We start from the raw sequence: 20,089 nt of genomic DNA, 5'->3' as shown, positions 1-20,089 counted from the left end.
GCGTCCGTCGGGGTGGCCCCGACCCCGTCGGAGGCCACCCCGACGGACGCATCCTCGACCGCCACGCCGGGCGACACCGCAACCGCCACACCGACCGGCGGACCCACGGGAGCGACCGACGGGTCCGACCCGGACAGCACCGCGGTCCTCCCCACGACCTCGTCGCTGCTCGACTTCGACTACTCGATGGACGACATCGCGTGGCCGGTCGAGGGCACCGTCGCCCAGGGGGACCTCCCGGCGCTCCGGGCAGCCGGCACCAGGACGACGATCGTCTCGAGCGGGAACACCTCGGCCGGTGCCGACACCACCATCCCGGCGTCGGAGCGCATCGGCTCCGACAAGGTGCTCGTCGCCGACCAGGCGATGTCGTCGCTCCTCCGCGAGGCAGCCACGGCGTCCGACCAGCGCACCTGGAACACGGCGATGTCGGAGCTGACCGCGACGCTCGCGAGCGCAGCCCGGGCCGGTACCGCGACGTCCCCGCTCCTCCTCACCCTCGGGCGGGACTGGCCGTCGGACACCACGCGGCTCTCGCAAGCCCTCGACGCGCTCGAGAGCACCCCGTGGGCCGCCCCCACCGACCTCTCGTCGACGGCGGCCGCGACGCCGGGTTCGTTGACGCTGGCGAAGGGATCGGACGGCGACGCCCGCATCGACCGTCTGGAACGGCTCCTCCGCGCCGCGGACGCGCTCTCCGACTTCGCCACGGCGCTCGACGAGCCGGAGGACGTCACCGCGGCGGCTCGACTCCAGCTCCTGGCCCTCGCGTCGAACTCGTGGCGCACGGACGGCGACGCCCTTGACGCGGCGATCACGAACCGCGTCGCGGGCTGGACGAGGACGACCGACTCGGTGACGATCACGGACTCGAGCAGCCTCACCCTGCTGGGCGACCGGTCCTCCCTGCCGATCTCGATCCGCAACGAGTCGAAGTACCGCGTGACGGTCCGGCTCTCGGTGCAGCCGTCGAACTCGGCGCTCCGCGTCGTCCGCAACGACATCGAGGTGAAGGTCCAGAGTGACTCCTCGACCCGCACCACGGTCCCCGTGCAGTCGGTCGCGAACGGCAAGGTGTCCCTCACCCTCACGCTGACGACCCCGACCGGGCAGACCATCGCGCAGCCGGCCACCGTCGAGCTGAACGTGCAGGCGCAGTGGGAGACCGTCATCACCGCCGTCGCCGGCATCGCCCTCGTCGCGATCTTCGGCTTCGGCATCTTCCGCAGCATCCGCAAGCGCGCGCGCCGCCGCCGCGGCGAGGCCGACGACGAGGACGACGACCCGAACCGTCCCCTCGCCCAGCAGCCGGGTCAGCCGGGAGGCCCGGTGCCCGTCCGCCACGCAGCCGCGGGCACCCGGTCTGCCGCAGTCGCGGGCACGCGGTCTGCCGCAGTCGCGGGCGCGCCGTCCGCCGCGGACGCGGGGCCACGCAGCGGTCCGCAGGGCGGCGTGGTCGGGCAGGCAGCCGCGTCGGCGGCCGGACCCGCTGCGGCCCTCACTGCCCCCGCCGCGGCCGACGCGCCCCGGCGTGATCGTGAGCACCTCGACGACGCGACCCTCGACGGCACGGCCGAGCCGAGCCTCCAGGCCGGTGCCGTCGACCGCGACGAGCAGCCCGCACCCGAGGAGCCCCTCATCAGCGCCACCCAGCCAGAGCCCGTCGTCGACGCGGAACCCGTCGCCGAGCGCAGCCTCGGCCGAGCGAGCGCGATGCTCGCGGCCGGCACCATGGTGTCCCGCGTCCTCGGGTTCGCGAAGACGATCATCCTGGCCTACGCGATCGGCCAGCAGGGCTCCGTCGCGGCGGACGCCTTCGCGGTGTCGAACCAGCTGCCGAACAACATCTACGCGCTCATCGCCGGCGGTCTGCTCTCCGCCGTGCTGATCCCGCAGATCGTCCGGTCGATGCAGCAGCACACCGACGGCGGCACCGCGTACGTCAACAAGATCGTGACGCTCGGCGGGACGGTCTTCGTGGTCATCACGATCATCGCCACGGCCCTGGCACCGCTCCTCGTCCGCGTGTACAGCGTCCAGGGCGGCGACGGGTCGAAGGGGTTCTCCGCAGCCCAGACGGACCTCGCCGTGGCGTTCGCGTTCTGGTGCCTGCCGCAGATCCTCTTCTACGCGATGTACTCGCTCCTCGGCGAGGTCCTCAACGCCAAGCAGGTGTTCGGTCCCTTCACCTGGGCACCCCTCATCAACAACGTCATCGCCGTCGGCGGGCTGATCGTCTTCATGGCGCTGTTCGGGGACCGCTCGGTGAACGCCGGTCTCGACGACTGGACCCCGGCGAAGATCGCGGTGCTCGCGGGCAGCGCCTCGTTCGGTGTCGTCGCGCAGGCCGCGTTCCTGCCGTTCTTCTGGCGCCGAGCCGGCCTGACCTACCGACCCGACTTCCGGTGGCGCGGCGTCGGGCTCAAGGCGACGGGGACGGCTGCCGGGTGGCTCTTCGCGATGATCCTCGTCACGCAGCTCGCCGGCCTCGTCCAGTCCCGCGTCTCGTCGCTCGGGACCGGTGCCGCCGGCAACGCCGTGCTGCAGAACGCCTGGCTGCTGTTCATGCTGCCGCACTCGATCATCACCGTGTCGATCGCGACGGCGTACTTCACGCGGATGAGCCACGACGCCGAGCGCGGCGACCTCGACGCCGTCCGACGCAACCTGTCCCTCAGCCTCCGGATCGTCGGACTCTTCACCGTGTTCGCGTCCGTGGCGCTCATGGTGGTGTCGGTGCCGTTCGGCCGGATCTTCGCGAGCACGTTCGACGGGGCCCTGTCGATCGGCGCCGTGCTCCTCGCCTACATGCCCGGCCTCGTCCTGTTCAGCATGCTGTTCGTGATCCAGCGGGTGTTCTGGGCGCTGCACGACCACCGCACGCCGTTCCTCATGCAGTGCGTCCAGTCGGTGCTCTTCGTGATCGGCGCCCTGGCGGTGTCACTGCTCCCCGGCGAGGTCATCGGGTTCTCGATCGCGGCGTGCACGACCCTCGCCGGCTCGGCGCAGACGGTCCTCGCGCTCGTCCTGGTCTCGCGTCGGCTCAAGGGGATGGAGGGCGCCAACGTGACCCGGTCGCACCTGCAGTTCGTCGTCGCCGCGCTCGTTGCGGGAGCGGTCGGCCTGGTGGTCGTCTGGTTCTTCGGGGCGTTCAGCGCGAGCGGGTTCGCGATGTCCGACGCCACCGGGGCGGTCATGACGATCGTCCTGACCGGCGTCGTGATGGCGCTCGTCTACTTCGGCGTGCTCGCGCTCGCTCGGAACCAGGAGATCCGCGGAGCGGTCGACATGGTCCGCGCACGGCTCGGTCGCTGACACCGCGATCGCTCGGTCGCTGACACCGCGATCGCTCGGTCGCTGACACCGCGATCGCTCGGTCGCCGAGCGGGCGCTCCACCCGGACGCGGTGCCGCTCCCCGTCGGCCGCGCGTCCTCGTCGGCCGCCGGGTGCGCTGCACGGGTCGCGTGGAATGTCGCGCCGGTAGCATGTGTTGACCCGGTCAGCACTCAACGGAAGGGCAGCGAGGCATGCGCCAGCTCATCATCATCGGTTCCGGTCCGGCCGGGTTCACCGCCGGCATCTACGCCGCGCGCGCGGAGCTCAAGCCCCTCATCGTCGCGTCCAGCGTCGAGACCGGTGGCGAACTCACCAAGACCACCGAGGTCGAGAACTTCCCGGGCTTCCCCGAGGGCATCCAGGGCCCCGACCTCATGATCAAGATGCAGGAGCAGGCTGAGAAGTTCGGCGCCGAGGTCCTGTACGACGACGCGGTGTCGGTCGACCTCACCGGCCAGGTGAAGAAGGTGACCGTGGGCTCCGGCGAGACGTACGAGGCGCTCGCGGTGATCTACGCAACGGGTTCCGCGTACCGTCACCTCGGTCTCCCGGACGAGGAGCGGCTGTCGGGCCACGGTGTCTCGTGGTGCGCCACCTGCGACGGCTTCTTCTTCCGCCAGAAGAACATCGCCGTCGTCGGCGGCGGCGACTCCGCGATGGAAGAAGCGACGTTCCTCACACGCTTCGCCGACAAGGTGACGGTCATCCACCGCAAGGACACCCTGCGCGCGTCGAAGATCATGCAGGACCGCGCGCACAACGACCCGAAGATCGAGTTCGCGTGGAACAAGGAGGTCATCGGCATCGACGGTGACTCCTCCGTGACCGGCGTGCAGCTCCGCGACACCGTGACCGGCGAGACCTCTTCGCTCGAACTCGACGGACTCTTCATCGCGATCGGCAACGACCCGCGCACGCACCTCATCCACGGGCAGATCGACATCGCACCCGAGGGCACCATCGCTGTCCAGGGCCGCTCGTCGAAGACCAACCTCCCGGGTGTGTTCGCGGCCGGTGACGTCATCGACCCGACCTACCGCCAGGCGATCACCGCTGCCGGTTCGGGCACGGTGGCTGCCCTCGACGCGGAGAAGTACCTCGCCGAACTCGACGACGAACTGACCGTACCGGCCGAGGGGGTCACCCCGGAGTCGCCCGTCACGGTCGACGTCGAGGCCGCTCGCGCCTGACCGCGGGGAATGTCACAGCGGCTCCGCCGTTGTACCCACCGAACGACCTCTCGGCTGCGACCGGGATCCACGAAGGAGCACACATGTCCAACGCCAAGGCAGTCACCGACGCCACCTTCTCGGACGAGGTCCTGAAGTCCGACAAGACGATCCTCGTCGACTTCTGGGCCGAGTGGTGCGGCCCGTGTCGCGCGGTCTCGCCGATCCTCGACCAGATCGCTGCGGAGCACGCCGACAAGATCGAGATCGTCAAGCTCAACGTCGACGACAACCCGCAGTCCGCGATGAACTACCAGATCACCTCCATCCCGGCGATGAAGGTCTTCAAGGGCGGCGAGGTCGTGAAGACCGTCATCGGCGCGAAGCCGAAGCCCGCCCTCGAGGCCGACCTCGCCGAGTTCCTCGCGTAGTCGTCCCGGCGCCACGAACGCCCTGTCCCCGGTCCCGGGGGCGGGGCGTTCTGCTGTCGCTGGCCGGGGCACCTGTGCGTCCGGTGGTGCGTTCTCTCACGCTGCAGGCCACGGGAGGCCGATCGGACCCCGGGTTTCCGCAGCACATGTCGTAGTGTGGCGGGAATGCCTCAGTGAACGGAGCACACGATGACGAACGGCACCAGCCTCGACCCCTGGTACGACTCCTACGCCCAGCGCACTGCCGGGTTGAGCGCCTCCGAGGTCCGAGCCCTGTTCGCCGTCGCATCTCGCCCTGAGGTGGTCTCCCTCGCCGGAGGCATGCCGTACGTCTCCGCCCTGCCCCGAGAGCTCGTGACGGGCTCGATCGACCGTGTGATGGCCGAGGACGCCGCCATGGCGCTCCAGTACGGTGGCGGCCAGGGCCTGCGCTCCCTCCGCGAGCACATCGTCGACGTGATGAGCCTCGAGGGCATCCGTGCCTCCGCGGACGACGTCGTCGTGACCACGGGCTCGCAGCACGCGTTGGACCTCGTCACGCGGCTCTTCATCGACCCGGGCGACGTGGTCCTCGCCGAGTCGCCGTCCTACGTCGGCGCGATCGGCGTGTTCCGCTCGTACCAGGCCGAGACCGTGCACGTGACCACGGACGAGCACGGCCTGGTCCCGGAGGCCCTCCGTGAGGCGATCGCGAACCTCCGGACACAGGGCAAGCGGATCAAGTTCCTCTACACGATCCCGAACTTCCACAACCCGGCCGGCGTCACGATGAGCCGTGAGCGCCGGATCGAGGTCCTCGACATCTGCCGCTCGAACGGCATCCTCGTGCTCGAGGACAACCCGTACGGGCTGCTGTGGTTCGACGAGCCGGCGCCCCAGGCCATCCGGTCGATCGACGACGAGGGCGTGGTGTACCTCGGCTCGTTCTCGAAGACCCTCGCGCCGGGCTTCCGGGTCGGTTGGGCACTGGCGCCGCACGCGATCCGCGAGAAGCTCGTCCTCGCCAACGAGTCTGCCGTGCTCGCGCCGAACTCGTTCGGGCAGTACGTGGTCAACGCCTACCTCGACGCCGCCGACTGGAAGGGCCAGGTCGACACCTTCCGCGGGCTCTACGCCGAACGTCGCGACGCGATGCTCTCCGCACTGGGGGAGTTCCTGCCCGACCTCACTTGGACGCGACCGAACGGCGGGTTCTTCGTGTGGCTCACCCTGCCGGACGCCCTCGACTCGAAGGGCATGCTGCCGCGCGCGGTGAAGGAGCTCGTGGCCTACACCCCGGGAACCGCGTTCTACGCAGACGGACGCGGTGGCGGGAACATCCGGCTGTCCTTCTGCTATCCGACTGCCGAGCAGATCCGAGTCGGTGTGAAACGACTCGCCACGGTCGTCAACGACGAGCTGGAACTCCTCGAGACATTCGGTTCCGCGACGCGAGCGAGCGCGGTCGTCCGGCCATCGTCGTCGGTGTCCGCTCCGCCGCCGAACATCTCCTGATCAGCACTTTCGTTCGTATTCAGCACGGAGGACCATCCCCATGGCCGCGCCCGCTCACCGTCACGTCGTCGTCGTCGCGGGAGGGATCTCACACGAGCGTGACGTCTCCCTCCGCTCCGGTCGGCGGGTCGCCGACTCGCTGACCGGGTACGGCTGGAAGGTCGACCTCCGCGATGCGGACGCCTCACTCCTGCCGGCTCTCGCCGAGTCGCGCCCTGACGTCGTGTGGCCGGCTCTGCACGGCGCGTCCGGAGAGGACGGGGCACTGCGAGGCATCCTGGAGGCACTCGACATCCCGTTCGTCGGCTCACGCTCCACGTCGGCCCGGCTGGCATGGGACAAGCCCACCGCGTCTGCACTCGTCGCGCGTGCAGGCGTCCGGACTCCGCGCTCCATCACGCTCTCGCACGACGTCTTCCGCGAGCTCGGCGCGGTCGGCGTGCTCCAGGCGATCGCCGGTGAGCACCCCGTCCCGCTCGCGGTGAAGCCGGCACGTGGGGGTAGCGCGCAGGGCGTCACCCTGGTGGACGACGTGAACGACCTCCCGCGAGCGATGGTCACGGCCTACACCTACTGTGACGACGTCGTTGTCGAGCAGCTCATCCGCGGGGTGGAGGTCGCCGTGGGCATCATCGACACCGGCGACGGGCCGGTCGCACTCTCCGCCGTCGAGATCGTGCCGAGGAGCGGGACCTACGGATTCGAGGCACGGTACAACGCGGGGGAGACGACGTTCTACACCCCGGCCCGTCTCTCGGAGGAGCAGGGGGCATCGGTCTCAGCGGCCGCCATCGCCGCCCACGAAGCGCTGGGCCTTCGACACTTGTCCCGGGTCGACATAATCATCGACGGGGCCGGAACGCCGTGGTTCCTCGAGGCGAACGTCCTGCCGGGCCTCACTGAGACCTCGCTCGTCCCGCAGGCCCTCTCCGCATCGGGATTCGATCTCGGCTGGACCTACGCGGAACTCGCCGAGCAGGCGATCCGCGACGACGCGCGCTGACCCCGCGATGGAGCACCGGCGTGTTCCACGTGGAACATTCATCCTGACCGCCGGTACCGGGGTCGCTACGGCGCTGCTATTCGCCGCCGATGTTCTGCACGCTCGCGCAAGTCGGCGCGGCCACGGACTCGCGGCCATGCCGGATTCGATGGCCGCCGGCTACGTGGTGGTTCTCGGCTTCGCGAATGGCCACTCACGGATCAACATGATCAATCGTTGGCGCGCGCGGATCGCCCTTCGGAGTGCGCGCGGCCGACCTGGCACCACGATCATCTGTAGCGGGGGAGCGGTCCGCGGCTCGATCGCCGAAGCCGAACTCCTGCGCCGTCACCTCCGCGACGATCTCGGTTGGTCAGGCAGAGTCGTCGTCGAAACGGAGAGTCGCTCCACGTGGGAGAACGTTCGCAACGTCACGCCTCTTCTCGCCGACGCACAATGGATCATGTTCGCGTCCAACAGTCTCCATGCGGAGAAGGCACGGCGCTGTCTCCGCCGCCAGCGTCCGGATCTCGCACGTCGGCTGGTACCCGGTCCGGACCATCGCTGGGGCGAGATGGCCGCGGTCAAGCCGGTGTTCGCCGCGGTCGGAGTCTGGAAGCTTGCACGCCTGCGACGCTCCACCTGAGACAGCGACGAGCCGGCGCGGGTCGCGGCGCCACAGCCCCGCCCTGCCCTGCCGTTCCACGTGGAACATTGCGTGCTGGGAGCGCGCGAACGCCACAGCCTCGGGCGCGTTCCTCGTCGGAGCGCGCCCGCGACCCCGCGCGACGAGGAGTCAGAGAGGCACTGCGCGACCGAGCTCCAGTGTTCTCAGCGTTGCAGGCCTGCAACGTTCCACGTGAAACAGCGGTTGGGCTGGCGCCCGAGGTCGCGAAACAGCCGCCCTCTGGCGTTCCACGTGGAACAGTCGATGGTGAGAAGCCCCCGCCACATCCGCTGGGGCGTAACGGATCGCCGACGCGTTTGCGAGAATCACCGCCACCGCGCGTCAGAGGGCATGCACGAACCACTCAACGCGCTCTGGCGCCGTTGGGGATGCCCAGGTAGACCGGACACGCAAGACGAGGACGTTCGGCCCGGAGACGGCCGCACAGGCCCGCTGCTGACCCCGTGCGCGCGTGACTTCGTGCGCCTGACGATCAACGTCTGACCGAAGCGGCTCCCGCCGCCCGTGTTGCGCAGTGCGGCGGAGTGCGGCGCACACTCCCGCAGGAGAAGACACCAGCGCTACCGATCACCGCCTACTCGGCGATGTCGCGGATTCCGAGCTCGCCGAGGATCCGGTTCAAGTCTTCGCCGTTCGCGAAGTCGATGGTGACCGAGCTCTTCCGCGCGCCGACGGCGATCTTCACCCGTGTGTTCAGGCGGTCACCCAGACGCTCAGCGAGGTCGTCGAAGTGCGCCTGTCGCTTCGTTGTCTGCGGCTTGGGCTTCGCCGGAGTTCCCGCCGCAAGCTGCTGCGCAAGCGCCTCGGCGGTCCGCACGGAGAGGTCCTCGTTCACGATCTTCTCGGCCAGGTACTCCATTGCCTCGGCGTCCGGCGCTGCGAGGATCGCGCGGGCGTGTCCCGCGGAGAGGACACCGGCTGCGACCCGTCGTTGCACCGGGGAGGGGAGACGCAACAGGCGGATCGTGTTGGTGATCTGCGGACGAGACCGACCGATCTTCTGGGCGAGCTGCTCCTGCGTGATCCCGAAGTCTGCGAGGAGCTGCTGGTACGCCGACGCCTCCTCCAGCGGGTTGAGCTGCGCCCGGTGCAGGTTCTCGAGGAGGGCGTCGCGGAGCATCGCGTCGTCCGGGGTGTCCTTCACGATCGCCGGGATCGTGCTGAGACCGAGCTCCTTCGTGGCGCGCAGACGACGCTCGCCCATGATGAGCTCGTACTGCGGCTCCGCGCCGGACGCCCCCGCGATCGGCCGAACGACGATGGGCTGGAGGACCCCGATCTCGCGGATCGAGTGCACCAGTTCCTGGAGTTCTTCCTCCCGGAACTCCTTGCGCGGCTGCTGCGCATTCGGCACGACGTCCAGCGGGTTGAGGTTCGCGAGGCGGGCACCGGGGACTGCGACGAGCTCTTCCGCTGTCGGCGCCGACGCCGGCGACCCACCGGTCGGGAAGAACACGTCGACGGGACGATCCTGCTGCTCGGTCGCCGTCGGGATGAGGGCGCCGATGCCTCGGCCGAGTCCGGTTCGCTTCGGTGCCATCAGTTCTGCGCTCCTCGTGCTGCGATCTCGGAAGCCGCCTCCAGGTAGGAGAGCGAGCCGGTGGAGTTGACGTCGTAAGCCACGACGCTCTGGCCGTAGCTCGGTGCCTCACTGACACGGACCGACCGGGGAATCATCGACGTGAGCACCTGGTCCCCGAAGTGCTCCCGCACGTCCGCAGCGACCTGGTTCGCCAGGTTCGTCCGGCCGTCGTACATCGTCAACAGGATCGTGGACACGCGCAGCTTCGGGTTGAGGTGCCGCTCGATGAGCTCGATGTTCCGAAGGAGCTGGCTCAGGCCCTCGAGCGCGTAGTACTCGCACTGAATCGGGATGAGGACCTCTTCGGCGGCGACGAATGCGTTGATCGTGAGGAGCCCGAGCGACGGCGGGCAGTCGATGAAGACGTAGTGGTACGGATCCTCGAGCGACTCCAAGTACTGGTCGAGTGCTGTCCGCAACCGCTGTTCACGCGCGACGAGCGACACGAGCTCGATCTCTGCGCCTGCGAGGTGGATGGTTGCCGGCACGCACCACAGCGTCTCCGACTCGGGGGAGCGTTGCACGCAGTCCGCGATGGGCGCTTCGTCGACGATGACGTCGTAGATGCTCGCGACCTCGGCTTGGTGGTCGACTCCGAGCGCGGTGGAGGCGTTGCCCTGCGGGTCCAGATCGATCACCAGGACACGTGCGCCACCGTGCGCCAGCGCAGCAGCCAGGTTGACCGTCGTGGTGGTCTTACCGACCCCGCCCTTCTGATTCGAAACCGTCAGGATGCGGGTCTTCTCGGGCAGAGGGAATTGCTGTGTCGCGATGGCCCGCCGACGACGGTTCAGGTCGGCGATCTCACGAGCCAGCGGCGTCGAAGCGTCGTAGTCGGTGGATGAACTCAACGAGTGCTCTCTTCCCCGGTGCGTGTTTCACGTGGAACGCGGAGCGCTGCTGCCGGCGTCAATCAACTGTAGCCCGGAACACGCGAGTGGTCTCCTCGACCACACCGTCTCCGAGCTCGAGGACCTCGACGTCACTCAGGCGCTTCCGCAGGATGACCTTGCGTGCCTTCTCGATCTCTTCCTCGATCCGCGCACCCTTCATCAGGATGAGCTGACCGCCCGATCGGACGAGGGGCACGGTGAGCGGGATGAGCTTGGACAGCGCAGAAACGGCGCGCGCCGTGACCTGGTCCACGACGATGTCGTCCGAAACGTCTTCGGCTCGGGCTCTGACCACCGTCACGTTGTCCAGGGGCAGGCGCTGCACCTCGGCGTTGAGCCAGTCGACTCGACGCTCCATCGGTTCGATGAGCGTGAACTGCACGTCGGGCCGAGCGATGGCGAGGACCAAGCCGGGCAGTCCGGCACCGGAACCCACGTCGGCGACGCGACCACGAGCCTCCAGGAGGGGTGCCAGTAGGCCAGAATTGAGGATGTGTCGCGTCCAGAGGCGGGGGAGTTCGAGTGGGCCGATGAGACCCAGCTCTTCACCCCGCCGAGCGAGTTCGTTCGTGAACGACCGTGCGAGCTCCAAGCGGTCGCCGAACAGCGTCGCCGCGGCGGCCGGTTCCACCTCGAGTTCCGGAGCGGCAGCCTCGGTCATCGCGTGACGACGGTGTGCCGGTCGCGGCCCTCACCCTCGGACTCCGAGTGGAAGCCCTTCTCGGCGACGAGGTCGTGCACCAGCTTGCGCTCGTAGGACGACATCGGGGGGAGCGCCGCAGAAGAAGACCCGCCCTCGATCCGCTCGATCGCGGTGTCGACGAGCCGCTGCAGTTCCGATGCGCGGGTGTCGCGCGAGCCGGCGACGTCGAGGATCAGCCGGCTGAACTCGCCGGTCTCCGCCTGCACCGCGATACGGGTGAGCTCCTGGAGCGCCGTCACCGTTTCCGGCTTCGACAGCACGCGGAGGGAGTCGCCGTCGTCCGTGACGGACAGGTACACCCGGCCGCCGCGCTCCTCGATCTCGATGTCGCCGTCGAGGTCGCAGATGTCGAGCAGTTCCTCGATGTAGTCACCGGCGATGTCGGCCTCGTCGCGCTCGACCTCGTCGTGGTCGGTCTCCGGCGCCTCAGCGGTGGTGGTGTCGTCCGTCACTTACTTCTTCCCGTTCTTCTTCGCGCGGTTCTTGCCGACCGGCTGCTGACGCTGCGTGGTGACCCTGACGGGCTCGACCTCGACGGCCGTGGCACCGGCCTCGGCGAGCACCGGGGTGCCACGGCGCTGGGCCTTCTTGGCGAGACGAGCCTCACGCGCGAGGGCGGCTTCGGAGCCCGGGGTCGGCATGCTGCGGATGACGAAGTACTGCTGCGCCATGGTCCAGACGTTGGAAGCGAGCCAGTAGAACATGACGCCGAGGGGGAACGAGAGACCCGAGATGACGAAGACCAACGGGAGGATGTACAGCATCATCTTCTGCTGGCGGTACATCGGAGACTCCTTGGTCTCCGGGGACATGTTCTTCGCGACGAGCTGCAGCTGCGTGATGAACTGCGAGGCCGTCATCACGACGATCATGAAGCCGGCGATGACCCGGACTTCCCAGCCGGACGCGTTCGTGAAGGTCTCGTGCAGGGGAGCACCGAAGAGCGACGCGTTGCCGAAGTTCGCTGCGAGGTCGTTCGTCAGCAGGCCGATGCCCGTCTTGTTGATCTGCGCCTCGTGCAACACCGAGTAGAGCGAGAAGAAGATCGGCATCTGGATGAGCAGCGGCAGGCAGGAGCTCAGCGGGTTGGTCCCGGTCTCCTTGTAGAGCGCCATGGTCTCGCGGCTCATGGCCTCACGCGAGAACTGGTCCTTCTTGCCCTTGTACTTGTCCTGGATCTTCTTGAGCTGCGGCGCGACCTCAAGCATCCGGCGCTGCGACTTGATCTGGCGCACGAAGATCGGGATGAGCGCGGCGCGCACCACGAAGGTCAGGAAGATGATCGACAGCACCCACGTGATGCCGGCACCCGGGTCCATGCCGAGGTTCTCGAAGATCCAGTGGAAGCCGACGAGGATGGCGGAGACCACCCACTTGAGCGGCCAGAGGATCGTTCCGATGAAGTCCATGGGGGCGGTCACGCCTTTCGCGTTCGCTGGGGGAGCAGCAGCGGGGCGATCGCAGGCTGCTGGTGCTGCGGGGTTGAGGTCGGGCCGGTGACGAAGCCGAACCGGTTGACGGTGTAGGGACGGCGACGTTCCCTGACGTCGTCGATGCCGCCGGCTGCCCAGGGGTTGCAGCGGGCGATCCGCCACGCTCCCATGGCCGTGCCGCGGACCACCCCGTACTGCTGGATGGCCTCGAGCGCGTACCGGGAGCACGACGGGTGGTACCGGCAGACGTTCCCGTAGAGCGGCGAGATGACCGCTCGGTAGGCGCGGAGCACGACGACGCACGCGTTGCGCGGGAGCAACGCGACGACCCATGCGATTCGGGCCAGCCGACTGCGGTTCATGCTGCCTTCTCCACTCCGCGCGCGAACGAGCGCGAAACGTCTCCGAGCAGGGTAGGCCATCCGGCCTGCGCAGCGGCTGGCAGTGCACGGATCACCACGTCGTGCCCGGTCGGCACGTCCGCGAGCAGGTCGTGCGCGATCGCCTTCAGCCGTCGGCGGACGAGGTTGCGGGTGACCGCGTTGCCGACGGTCTTCGCGACGATGAAGCCGAACCGGGTCGGACCGACTTCGCCGGCGGGGTGACGGACCACGGATACGACGACGTGCGCCGTGGCGCTCTTGCGTCCACGGCGCACGACGGACCGGTAGTCGTCTCCTCGGACGATGCGGTTGGCGCGGGCCAGCATGCTCGCTACCGGAGGCCGGTCCGCGAGCGGACCGGTCGGCGGCCGATCAGGCGTCGCCTGCTCAGGCGCTGAGCTCGGTGCGGCCCTTGGCGCGGCGCGCGGCGAGGATGGCGCGGCCGGCACGGGTACGCATGCGGGCGCGGAAGCCGTGCTTCTTGGCGCGGCGGCGGTTGTTCGGCTGGAAGGTGCGCTTGCTCATGATGATCTCCACGCGGCTGCACCGATCACAGCGTCAGCGTGCACTGCGCGAATGTCGGTGTGAGCCGTCACGTATGTATGTGTGTTGCCGCTCGGAGCACCGAACGACGCGTAACGGGCGCGACCAGCTGGCCGCAGTCAACTGGTTAACGGTACGTGACGGCGGCGGACAGGTCAAACGACGGCCGGGATCCCGGCCCGCAGGACCATTGTCCACACTGGGGAAAACTTCGGTTCGGTGCGACGCGCTGTGGTCCCGTACAGTGGAGTGATCGATCCGCCCTCGGCCCGGTACGACAGGGGAGTCCCCCTCCAGAGCTCGGTCGGGGGGTCGTGGACAAGGCTGTGGACAACCCTGTGGACCGTACGGTTCGGCACAGTGTCCGGCACCCGCGCCGACGGTACCGCCGACGCCGTCCTCGACCGAGCGGTGCCGGGGGTCCTGCGGCGTGCAGCGGCCACCGCCGACGATGACCCGACGAGCACACGAGCACGAACGAACCTGGAGACGAGCACGACATGACGATGCCGGCCGACCCCGTCGAGGACCTCTGGTCGTCGGTGCTCGGACTCCTCGCCGAGGACGACCGCATCACGCCGCAGCTGCAGGGCTTCCTCAACCTGGTCGAACCGAAGGGCGTGCTCGCCGGCACCCTGTATCTCGAGGTCCCGAACGACCTCACCCGCGGGATGCTCGAACAGCGCATCCGCATCCCCCTCACCGAGGCGATCGCGCGGATCGGTGACGACGCGGTCGCCAACTTCGCGATCACCGTGAACCCGGACATGGCCTCGGAACCCCGGGTGGACGTCGCGCCGTCGACGCACGTCCCCGACTACGCCGAACCGTCGCAGGCGACCGTCGAGCAGAGCGTCGCACCCCGGCAGTACATCGAGGCACCCTTCGTGCCGAGCCAGATCGACTCCCCGGGCACGGGTGGCCGACCGGAGTCCCGGCTGAACCCGAAGTACAACTTCGACAACTTCGTCATCGGCTCCTCGAACCGGTTCGCCCACGCCGCTGCGGTCGCGGTCGCCGAGGCGCCGGCCAAGGCCTACAACCCGCTCTTCATCTACGGCGACTCCGGGCTCGGCAAGACCCACCTCCTGCACGCGATCGGCCACTACGCCGAGAGCCTCTACCCGGGCATCCGCGTTCGGTACGTGTCGAGCGAGGAGTTCACGAACGACTTCATCAACTCGATCGCGAACAACCGCTCCAACCAGTTCCAGCAGCGCTACCGCGACATCGACATCCTGCTCATCGACGACATCCAGTTCCTCCAGGGCAAGGACTCGACGCAGGAGGCCTTCTTCCACACGTTCAACACGCTGCACGACCACAACAAGCAGGTCGTGATCACGTCGGACGTCGCGCCGAAGCACCTCACCGGCTTCGAGGACCGGATGCGCTCGCGCTTCGAGTGGGGTCTCATCACGGACGTGCAGGCGCCCGACCTGGAGACGCGCATCGCGATCCTCCGCAAGAAGGCGCAGTCCGACCACCTGCAGGTGCCCGACGACATCCTCGAGTTCATGGCCTCGAAGGTGTCGAGCAACATCCGGGAGCTCGAAGGCACGCTCATCCGGGTGACCGCGTTCGCGAGCCTCAACCGGACGGCCGTCGACATGGCGCTCGTGCAGACCGTCCTGAAGGACCTGATCACGCTCGACGACGACAACGTGATCGCGCCGACGGACATCATCAACCACACCGCGGAGTACTTCAAGCTCTCCGTCGACGACCTCTACGGGTCCTCCCGCTCCCAGGCGATCGCGACCGCGCGGCAGATCGCGATGTACCTCTGCCGGGAGATGACGAGCCTGTCCCTCCCGAAGATCGGCCAGCTGTTCGGCAACCGTGACCACACGACGGTCATGTACGCGAACAAGAAGATCACCGAGCTGATGAAGGAGCGTCGGTCGATCTACAACCAGGTCACCGAACTCACCAGCCGGATCAAGCAGGACCGCCGCTACCGCTGACCGGGCCACCGAGCCGCGTCGCGGGACGCGACCGGCAGACGGCCGGGAGGCACGGTGCGGGCTGGCAGCGTGCCTCCCGGCCGCCTCTCGTCGCGTCAGCGACATGTCGAATGCGCGCGACACGCCCTCTGATCAGTGTGAATGCGTGCATGTCCACCATCTGAGACGGTTCCAGGCGGCGAGATTCCCACAGTGTGGAAAGCCTGTGGATAACTGTGGATGACACGCGGTCCGGTTGTACACAGATCTCACCCCACCTGTGGAGACTGGGGATGGAAGTGGATAGATGACTTTCGCTCATCCAGACGTCGTCAACACACCACTCACAACTCACACCTGTGTAGTTCCCTGTGGACAAGCGGGATGCACAGAGTTGTCCACACTGTGCACAGGCGTTAACACCATTGATCCTGGTTAACGATGAATCTCCGCGGGACAACCTTGTGGACGGCGAGATGACGAGAATCCGGCGCCCGCTCCGCTGTGCCACAATGGGGCGGCCGGACAGTCCAACCGATCGACAGGGGTCCCAGCTGTGAAGTTCGAGGTCAACCGGGACGTCTTCTCCGAAGCCGTCTCCTTCGCGGTGAAGCTCCTCCCACAGCGCACGACCCTCCCGATCCTGTCCGGTGTGCTGATCCACGCCGAGGGCGACCGACTGACGCTCTCGTCCTTCGACTACGAGGTCTCCGCGCAGACGTCGATCACGGCGCAGATCGACGAGCCGGGCACGGTCCTCGTCTCGGGCCGCCTGCTGAACGACATCGCGAGCCGACTCCCGAACGCGCCGGTCGCGTTCACCACCGAGGACACCAAGATCTCGGTCACCTGCGGCTCTGCGCACTTCACGCTGCTGTCGATGCCGGTCGAGGAGTACCCCACCCTCCCGGAGATCGGTCCGCAGACGGGCGTCATCCCGGGCGACGCGTTCTCCGAGGCCGTCTCGCAGGTCGCGGTCGCCGCCAGCCGCGACGACGTCACGCCCGTCATCACGGGTGTGCAGCTCGAGGTCGGCGACAACGACCTGTCGCTCATCGCGACGGACCGCTACCGTGTCGCGGTCCGCACGATCGCGTGGGACTCCGGCCGCGTCGGCTCCGAGCCGTTGCACGCGCTCGTACCCGCCCGCACCCTGCAGGAGGTCGGCCGCACGTTCGGCTCGGCGTCCACCGTGTCGGTCTCGATCAGCGGCACCTCGGACCGCGAGCTCATCGCGTTCCACGCCGACGACAAGACCGTGACCTCGCTGCTCATCAAGGGCAACTACCCGCCGGTCCGCCGGCTCTTCCCCGAGACCGTCGACGACCACGCGGTGATCAACACCGCGGAGCTCGTCGAAGCGGTCCGACGGGTCTCCCTCGTCCTGGAGCGCGAAGCGGCGCTCCGGTTCTCCTTCTCGGTCGACGGGCTCACGCTCGAGGCGATCGGGTCCGAACAAGCGCAGGCGTCAGAGTCGATCAGTGCGTTGCTGACCGGAGAGGAAACGGTGGTCTCACTGAAGCCCGCGTTCCTCCTGGACGGGTTGAACGCGGTGCACTCCGAGTTCGTCCGCATCTCCTTCACCAAGACGGAGAACCCGAACAAGCCCGGCCCGGTGCTCCTCACCGGCCAGACTTCGCAGGAAGCACCTGCCACGGACGGATACCGGTACCTGCTGCAGCCCAATCTCCTGCTGCGGTAAGCGCAACAGCCGAACACTGCGCTGACGCGCCACCCCTGCATCAGCGCGACGACGAACAGAAGAGGAAATCATGCACATCGGTCTTGTCGGCCTCGGTCGCATGGGCAACAACATGCGTGCCCGTCTCCGCAACGCAGGCATCGAGGTCACCGGGTTCGACGCGAACCCCGCCGTCTCGGACGTCGCCAGCCTCGCGGACCTCGCGGCCGCGCTGCCCGAGGGCCAGAAGCTCGTGTGGGTCATGGTCCCGCACGGCAAGATCACCGACGACGTCATCACGGAGCTCGCCGGCATCCTCGGCGAGGGCGACCTGGTCATCGACGGTGGCAACTCGAAGTGGCTCGACGACGCGAAGCACGCCGAGCAGCTCGCCGCGAACGGCATCCGCTACGTGGACGCCGGCGTCTCCGGTGGCGTCTGGGGCAAGGACAACGGCTACGGCCTCATGGTCGGCGGTGACGTCAAGGACGTCGAGTTCGCCATGCCGGTCTTCGACGCACTCCGCCCCGAAGGGCCGCGCGAAGAAGGCTTCTCGCACGCCGGCGGCATCGGCGCGGGTCACTACGCGAAGATGGTCCACAACGGCATCGAGTACGCGATCATGCAGGCGTACGGCGAGGGCTACGAGCTCCTCGAGGCCAAGGACATCGTCCACGACGTCCCCGCGGTCTTCGCCGGGTGGCAGCGCGGCACCGTCGTGCGCTCCTGGCTGCTCGACCTGCTCGTGCTCGCCATCAACGAGGACCCGAAGCTCGACGAGCTCGAGGGCTACGTCGACGACTCGGGCGAGGGTCGCTGGACCCTCGAAGAGGCGATCGAGCTCGCCGTGCCCATGCCCGCGCTCTCGGCCGCGATGTTCGCCCGCTTCGTCTCGCGTCAGGGCAGCCAGTCCCCGACGATGAAGGCCGTCGCGGCGCTCCGCAACCAGTTCGGCGGCCACGCCGTCAAGAAGGCGTAGCTCGGGTAACCACCTGAGCTCGTCTCGGCCCGCGTGCACGTCGACCACCTGCAACTCACCGACTTCCGGAACTACCGGGAGGCGGGAGTCGACCTCGCACGCGGGCCGAACCTGTTCGTGGGCCGGAACGGGCAGGGCAAGACCAACCTCGTCGAGGCGATCGGCTACCTGTCCACGCTCGGCTCGCACCGTGTCCCCACCGACGCGGCACTCGTGCGGCAGGGCTGCGACGCGGCGATCGTCCGTGCCCGGCTCGCCCACGAGGACCGGAGCATCCTCGCCGAGGTGCAGATCAACCGCTCGGGGTCGAACCGGGCGCAGGTCAACCGGGCGGCCATCAAGCCCCGCGAGCTCCCTCGTTACTGCACGAGCGTGCTCTTCGCCCCGGAGGACCTCGCGCTGGTCCGCGGGGAGCCGGCCGGGCGCCGCCGCATGCTCGACGAGCTCCTCGGGCAGATCGCCCCGCGGATGCAAGGGGTCCTCGCCGACTACGACCGGACGCTGCGCCAACGGAACACCCTGCTCAAGTCGGCCCGGGCGACGGGCTCGAAGGCGGGTGCCCTGTCGACGCTCGACGTGTGGGACGACCGGCTCGTGTCGTTCGGGGCCGAGATCATCGCCGCGCGCGACCACCTCACCCGCCGGCTCGCCCCGTTCGTGACCGAGGCGTACGCCACCGTCGCCGGTGAGCGGCACGAGGCGACCATCGCCGGCGTGCTCAGCGTCCGCGGTGGCGATCCCGAGGACGCCGCCGCGACCGACCCGGTGCTCGGGACACCGGACGAGCCGGTGAGCGTGCCAGCCGCCGCCGAGGCCTTCCGGACCGCGCTGGAACGCCGGCGTCGCGACGAGCTCGACCGTGGGTTGACGCTCGTCGGACCGCATCGGGACGACGTGCTCTTCCAGTTGAACGGGTTACCGGCGCGCGGGTACGCGAGCCACGGTGAGTCATGGTCGTTCGCGCTGGCGGTCCAGCTCGCGAGCGCCGCGGTGCTCCGAGCGGAGTCGACCCTCGGTGACCCGATCATCATCCTCGACGACGTGTTCGCGGAACTCGACGAGTCGCGTCGTGAACGCCTGGCGAACGCGGTGGCCGACTACGAACAGGTGCTCATCACGGCGGCCGTGTTCGGCGACGTGCCGGAGCAGCTGGCGGCGCACACCGTGCACATCGAGGCGGGGACGATCGTCGACCCGACGAGCGCGGGGACGATCGTCGACCCGACGAGCGCGGGGACGATCGTCGACCCGACGAGCGTGGGCACGGCCTGATGCCGAGGCCCAGGAAACCGACCGAGCCGTCCAGGTTCTACCGGCACCTCAAGGCGGTGTTCGGGGATCCCTCCCTCCGGACCGTCGACGCCCGCCGTCGCCGAGCACGCGAGGTCGACGCCGACTCGGTGCCGTACGGTCGGGGCCGGGAGCCGAAGGGACTCGGCGACGTCGTCGGCTCGCTCGCGGACGAACTCGGTTGGGTGGAGCCGCTCGCACGCTCGGAGCTGTTCGTCGACTGGCCCGGGGTCGTCGGCGATGAGCTCGCGAAGCACTCCCGCCCGGTGACCATCGACGACGGCGCGCTGGTCATCCGGTGCGACTCGACGGCGTGGGCGACGCAGCTCCGACTCATGCGGTCGACGATCACCACGACCATCGCCGAACGGCACCCGCGGGCAGGGGTCCAGTCGATCCGGGTTTCCGGGCCCGACGCCCCCACCTGGAAACGCGGTCCCAGGACGGTCCAGGGGCGCGGCCCTCGCGACACCTACGGTTGAGCCGACAATTTCATCCTGCCGGGCGAAAAAAGGCCCGTCAGCGCCCGGATTCCGCCTCGAACGAACACCCGAC

19 protein-coding genes are annotated in these 20,089 nt (G+C 68.5%); 11 read left to right on the top strand and 8 right to left on the bottom strand.

Features of this window, described 5'->3' with window-relative positions:
- The 6 genes from NS184_RS17700 to NS184_RS17285 all read left to right on the top strand — a co-directional run.
- Positions 1 to 3,315, top strand: a 3,315-nt coding sequence (locus NS184_RS17700; protein ID WP_152998042.1) for a DUF6049 family protein, incomplete at its 5' end; no start/stop codon positions are given.
- 213 nt (positions 3,316 to 3,528) lie between these two features.
- A complete protein-coding gene (trxB, locus tag NS184_RS03915; RefSeq protein ID WP_058724818.1) occupies positions 3,529 to 4,527 on the top strand; it encodes a thioredoxin-disulfide reductase in 999 nt (332 codons plus the stop codon).
- A gap of 83 nt (positions 4,528 to 4,610) precedes the next feature.
- On the top strand, positions 4,611 to 4,937 hold the full coding sequence (gene trxA / locus NS184_RS03910; RefSeq protein ID WP_022832611.1) for a thioredoxin: 327 nt from the start codon (positions 4,611 to 4,613) through the stop codon (positions 4,935 to 4,937).
- A 189-nt stretch (positions 4,938 to 5,126) separates the two neighbouring features.
- Positions 5,127 to 6,431, top strand: coding sequence for a PLP-dependent aminotransferase family protein (locus NS184_RS03905; RefSeq protein WP_058724817.1), 1,305 nt, complete (start codon positions 5,127 to 5,129; stop codon positions 6,429 to 6,431).
- Positions 6,432 to 6,471: 40 nt separating this feature from the next.
- Positions 6,472 to 7,434, top strand: coding sequence for a D-alanine--D-alanine ligase family protein (locus tag NS184_RS03900; protein ID WP_058724816.1), 963 nt, complete (start codon positions 6,472 to 6,474; stop codon positions 7,432 to 7,434).
- A 136-nt stretch (positions 7,435 to 7,570) separates the two neighbouring features.
- Positions 7,571 to 8,059: a YdcF family protein gene (locus NS184_RS17285; RefSeq protein ID WP_206556255.1), complete on the top strand. Its 489-nt coding sequence runs from the start codon at positions 7,571 to 7,573 to the stop codon at positions 8,057 to 8,059.
- Between the two features lie 616 nt (positions 8,060 to 8,675).
- Here NS184_RS17285 and NS184_RS03895 read toward each other — a convergent pair.
- The 8 genes from NS184_RS03895 to rpmH all read right to left on the bottom strand — a co-directional run bounded on the left by NS184_RS03895 (position 8,676) and on the right by rpmH (position 13,620).
- A complete protein-coding gene (locus NS184_RS03895) occupies positions 8,676 to 9,641 on the bottom strand; it encodes a ParB/RepB/Spo0J family partition protein (protein WP_058724815.1) in 966 nt (321 codons plus the stop codon).
- Complete coding sequence (locus NS184_RS03890) at positions 9,641 to 10,534, bottom strand: ParA family protein (RefSeq protein WP_058724814.1); 894 nt, start codon at positions 10,532 to 10,534, stop codon at positions 9,641 to 9,643. The genes NS184_RS03895 and NS184_RS03890 overlap by 1 nt, the downstream gene beginning before the upstream one ends.
- Positions 10,535 to 10,592: 58 nt before the next feature.
- The gene (gene rsmG, locus NS184_RS03885) at positions 10,593 to 11,237 is read right to left on the bottom strand and encodes a 16S rRNA (guanine(527)-N(7))-methyltransferase RsmG (protein WP_058724813.1); all 645 of its coding nucleotides are present in this window, start codon (positions 11,235 to 11,237) and stop codon (positions 10,593 to 10,595) included.
- A complete protein-coding gene (locus tag NS184_RS03880; protein WP_058724812.1) occupies positions 11,234 to 11,731 on the bottom strand; it encodes a protein jag in 498 nt (165 codons plus the stop codon). Before NS184_RS03880 ends, rsmG begins: the two co-directional genes overlap by 4 nt.
- The gene (gene yidC, locus NS184_RS03875; protein ID WP_058724811.1) at positions 11,732 to 12,688 is read right to left on the bottom strand and encodes a membrane protein insertase YidC; all 957 of its coding nucleotides are present in this window, start codon (positions 12,686 to 12,688) and stop codon (positions 11,732 to 11,734) included.
- A gap of 8 nt (positions 12,689 to 12,696) precedes the next feature.
- On the bottom strand, positions 12,697 to 13,074 hold the full coding sequence (yidD, locus tag NS184_RS03870) for a membrane protein insertion efficiency factor YidD (protein ID WP_083513431.1): 378 nt from the start codon (positions 13,072 to 13,074) through the stop codon (positions 12,697 to 12,699).
- Positions 13,071 to 13,421 (bottom strand): ribonuclease P protein component, encoded by a 351-nt coding sequence (gene rnpA, locus NS184_RS03865; protein ID WP_058724810.1) that lies wholly within the window; start codon positions 13,419 to 13,421, stop codon positions 13,071 to 13,073. The genes yidD and rnpA overlap by 4 nt, the downstream gene beginning before the upstream one ends.
- Positions 13,422 to 13,482: 61 nt before the next feature.
- A complete protein-coding gene (gene rpmH / locus NS184_RS03860; RefSeq protein WP_058724833.1) occupies positions 13,483 to 13,620 on the bottom strand; it encodes a 50S ribosomal protein L34 in 138 nt (45 codons plus the stop codon).
- 518 nt (positions 13,621 to 14,138) lie between these two features.
- Here rpmH and dnaA point away from each other — a divergent pair.
- The 5 genes from dnaA (at position 14,139) to NS184_RS03835 (ending at position 20,016) form a co-directional block, all read left to right on the top strand.
- Positions 14,139 to 15,605 carry a chromosomal replication initiator protein DnaA gene (gene dnaA / locus NS184_RS03855; RefSeq protein WP_058724809.1) on the top strand — a complete coding sequence of 489 codons (1,467 nt, stop codon included), beginning with the start codon at positions 14,139 to 14,141 and terminating at the stop codon, positions 15,603 to 15,605.
- Between the two features lie 535 nt (positions 15,606 to 16,140).
- Positions 16,141 to 17,286 (top strand): DNA polymerase III subunit beta, encoded by a 1,146-nt coding sequence (dnaN, locus tag NS184_RS03850; protein WP_058724808.1) that lies wholly within the window; start codon positions 16,141 to 16,143, stop codon positions 17,284 to 17,286.
- A 70-nt stretch (positions 17,287 to 17,356) separates the two neighbouring features.
- Positions 17,357 to 18,244, top strand: coding sequence for a phosphogluconate dehydrogenase (NAD(+)-dependent, decarboxylating) (gnd, locus tag NS184_RS03845; RefSeq protein ID WP_058724807.1), 888 nt, complete (start codon positions 17,357 to 17,359; stop codon positions 18,242 to 18,244).
- Between the two features lie 33 nt (positions 18,245 to 18,277).
- Positions 18,278 to 19,516: a DNA replication/repair protein RecF gene (gene recF / locus NS184_RS03840; RefSeq protein ID WP_058724806.1), complete on the top strand. Its 1,239-nt coding sequence runs from the start codon at positions 18,278 to 18,280 to the stop codon at positions 19,514 to 19,516.
- A complete protein-coding gene (locus NS184_RS03835) occupies positions 19,516 to 20,016 on the top strand; it encodes a DUF721 domain-containing protein (RefSeq protein WP_058724805.1) in 501 nt (166 codons plus the stop codon). Before recF ends, NS184_RS03835 begins: the two co-directional genes overlap by 1 nt.
- Positions 20,017 to 20,089: the final 73 nt, after the last annotated feature.

This window comes from Curtobacterium luteum (assembly GCF_001475545.1).
Classification (GTDB): domain Bacteria; phylum Actinomycetota; class Actinomycetes; order Actinomycetales; family Microbacteriaceae; genus Curtobacterium; species Curtobacterium luteum_A.
Note: the sequence above shows the minus strand (reverse complement) of the source record. Positions and strands in the feature narration are given on the sequence as shown.

What these genes read in the sequence shown, in the direction of transcription:
- trxB (WP_058724818.1), top strand. Translation starts at nt 3,529, where the DNA reads ATGCGCCAGCTCATCATCATCGGTTCCGGTCCGGCCGGGTTCACCGCC.
- trxA (WP_022832611.1), top strand. Translation starts at nt 4,611, where the DNA reads ATGTCCAACGCCAAGGCAGTCACCGACGCCACCTTCTCGGACGAGGTC.
- NS184_RS03905 (WP_058724817.1), top strand. Translation starts at nt 5,127, where the DNA reads ATGACGAACGGCACCAGCCTCGACCCCTGGTACGACTCCTACGCCCAG.
- NS184_RS03900 (WP_058724816.1), top strand. Translation starts at nt 6,472, where the DNA reads ATGGCCGCGCCCGCTCACCGTCACGTCGTCGTCGTCGCGGGAGGGATC.
- NS184_RS17285 (WP_206556255.1), top strand. Translation starts at nt 7,571, where the DNA reads ATGCCGGATTCGATGGCCGCCGGCTACGTGGTGGTTCTCGGCTTCGCG.
- NS184_RS03895 (WP_058724815.1), bottom strand. Translation starts at nt 9,641, where the DNA reads ATGGCACCGAAGCGAACCGGACTCGGCCGAGGCATCGGCGCCCTCATC.
- rsmG (WP_058724813.1), bottom strand. Translation starts at nt 11,237, where the DNA reads ATGACCGAGGCTGCCGCTCCGGAACTCGAGGTGGAACCGGCCGCCGCG.
- yidC (WP_058724811.1), bottom strand. Translation starts at nt 12,688, where the DNA reads ATGGACTTCATCGGAACGATCCTCTGGCCGCTCAAGTGGGTGGTCTCC.
- yidD (WP_083513431.1), bottom strand. Translation starts at nt 13,074, where the DNA reads ATGAACCGCAGTCGGCTGGCCCGAATCGCATGGGTCGTCGCGTTGCTC.
- rnpA (WP_058724810.1), bottom strand. Translation starts at nt 13,421, where the DNA reads ATGCTGGCCCGCGCCAACCGCATCGTCCGAGGAGACGACTACCGGTCC.
- rpmH (WP_058724833.1), bottom strand. Translation starts at nt 13,620, where the DNA reads ATGAGCAAGCGCACCTTCCAGCCGAACAACCGCCGCCGCGCCAAGAAG.
- dnaA (WP_058724809.1), top strand. Translation starts at nt 14,139, where the DNA reads ATGACGATGCCGGCCGACCCCGTCGAGGACCTCTGGTCGTCGGTGCTC.
- gnd (WP_058724807.1), top strand. Translation starts at nt 17,357, where the DNA reads ATGCACATCGGTCTTGTCGGCCTCGGTCGCATGGGCAACAACATGCGT.
- NS184_RS03835 (WP_058724805.1), top strand. Translation starts at nt 19,516, where the DNA reads ATGCCGAGGCCCAGGAAACCGACCGAGCCGTCCAGGTTCTACCGGCAC.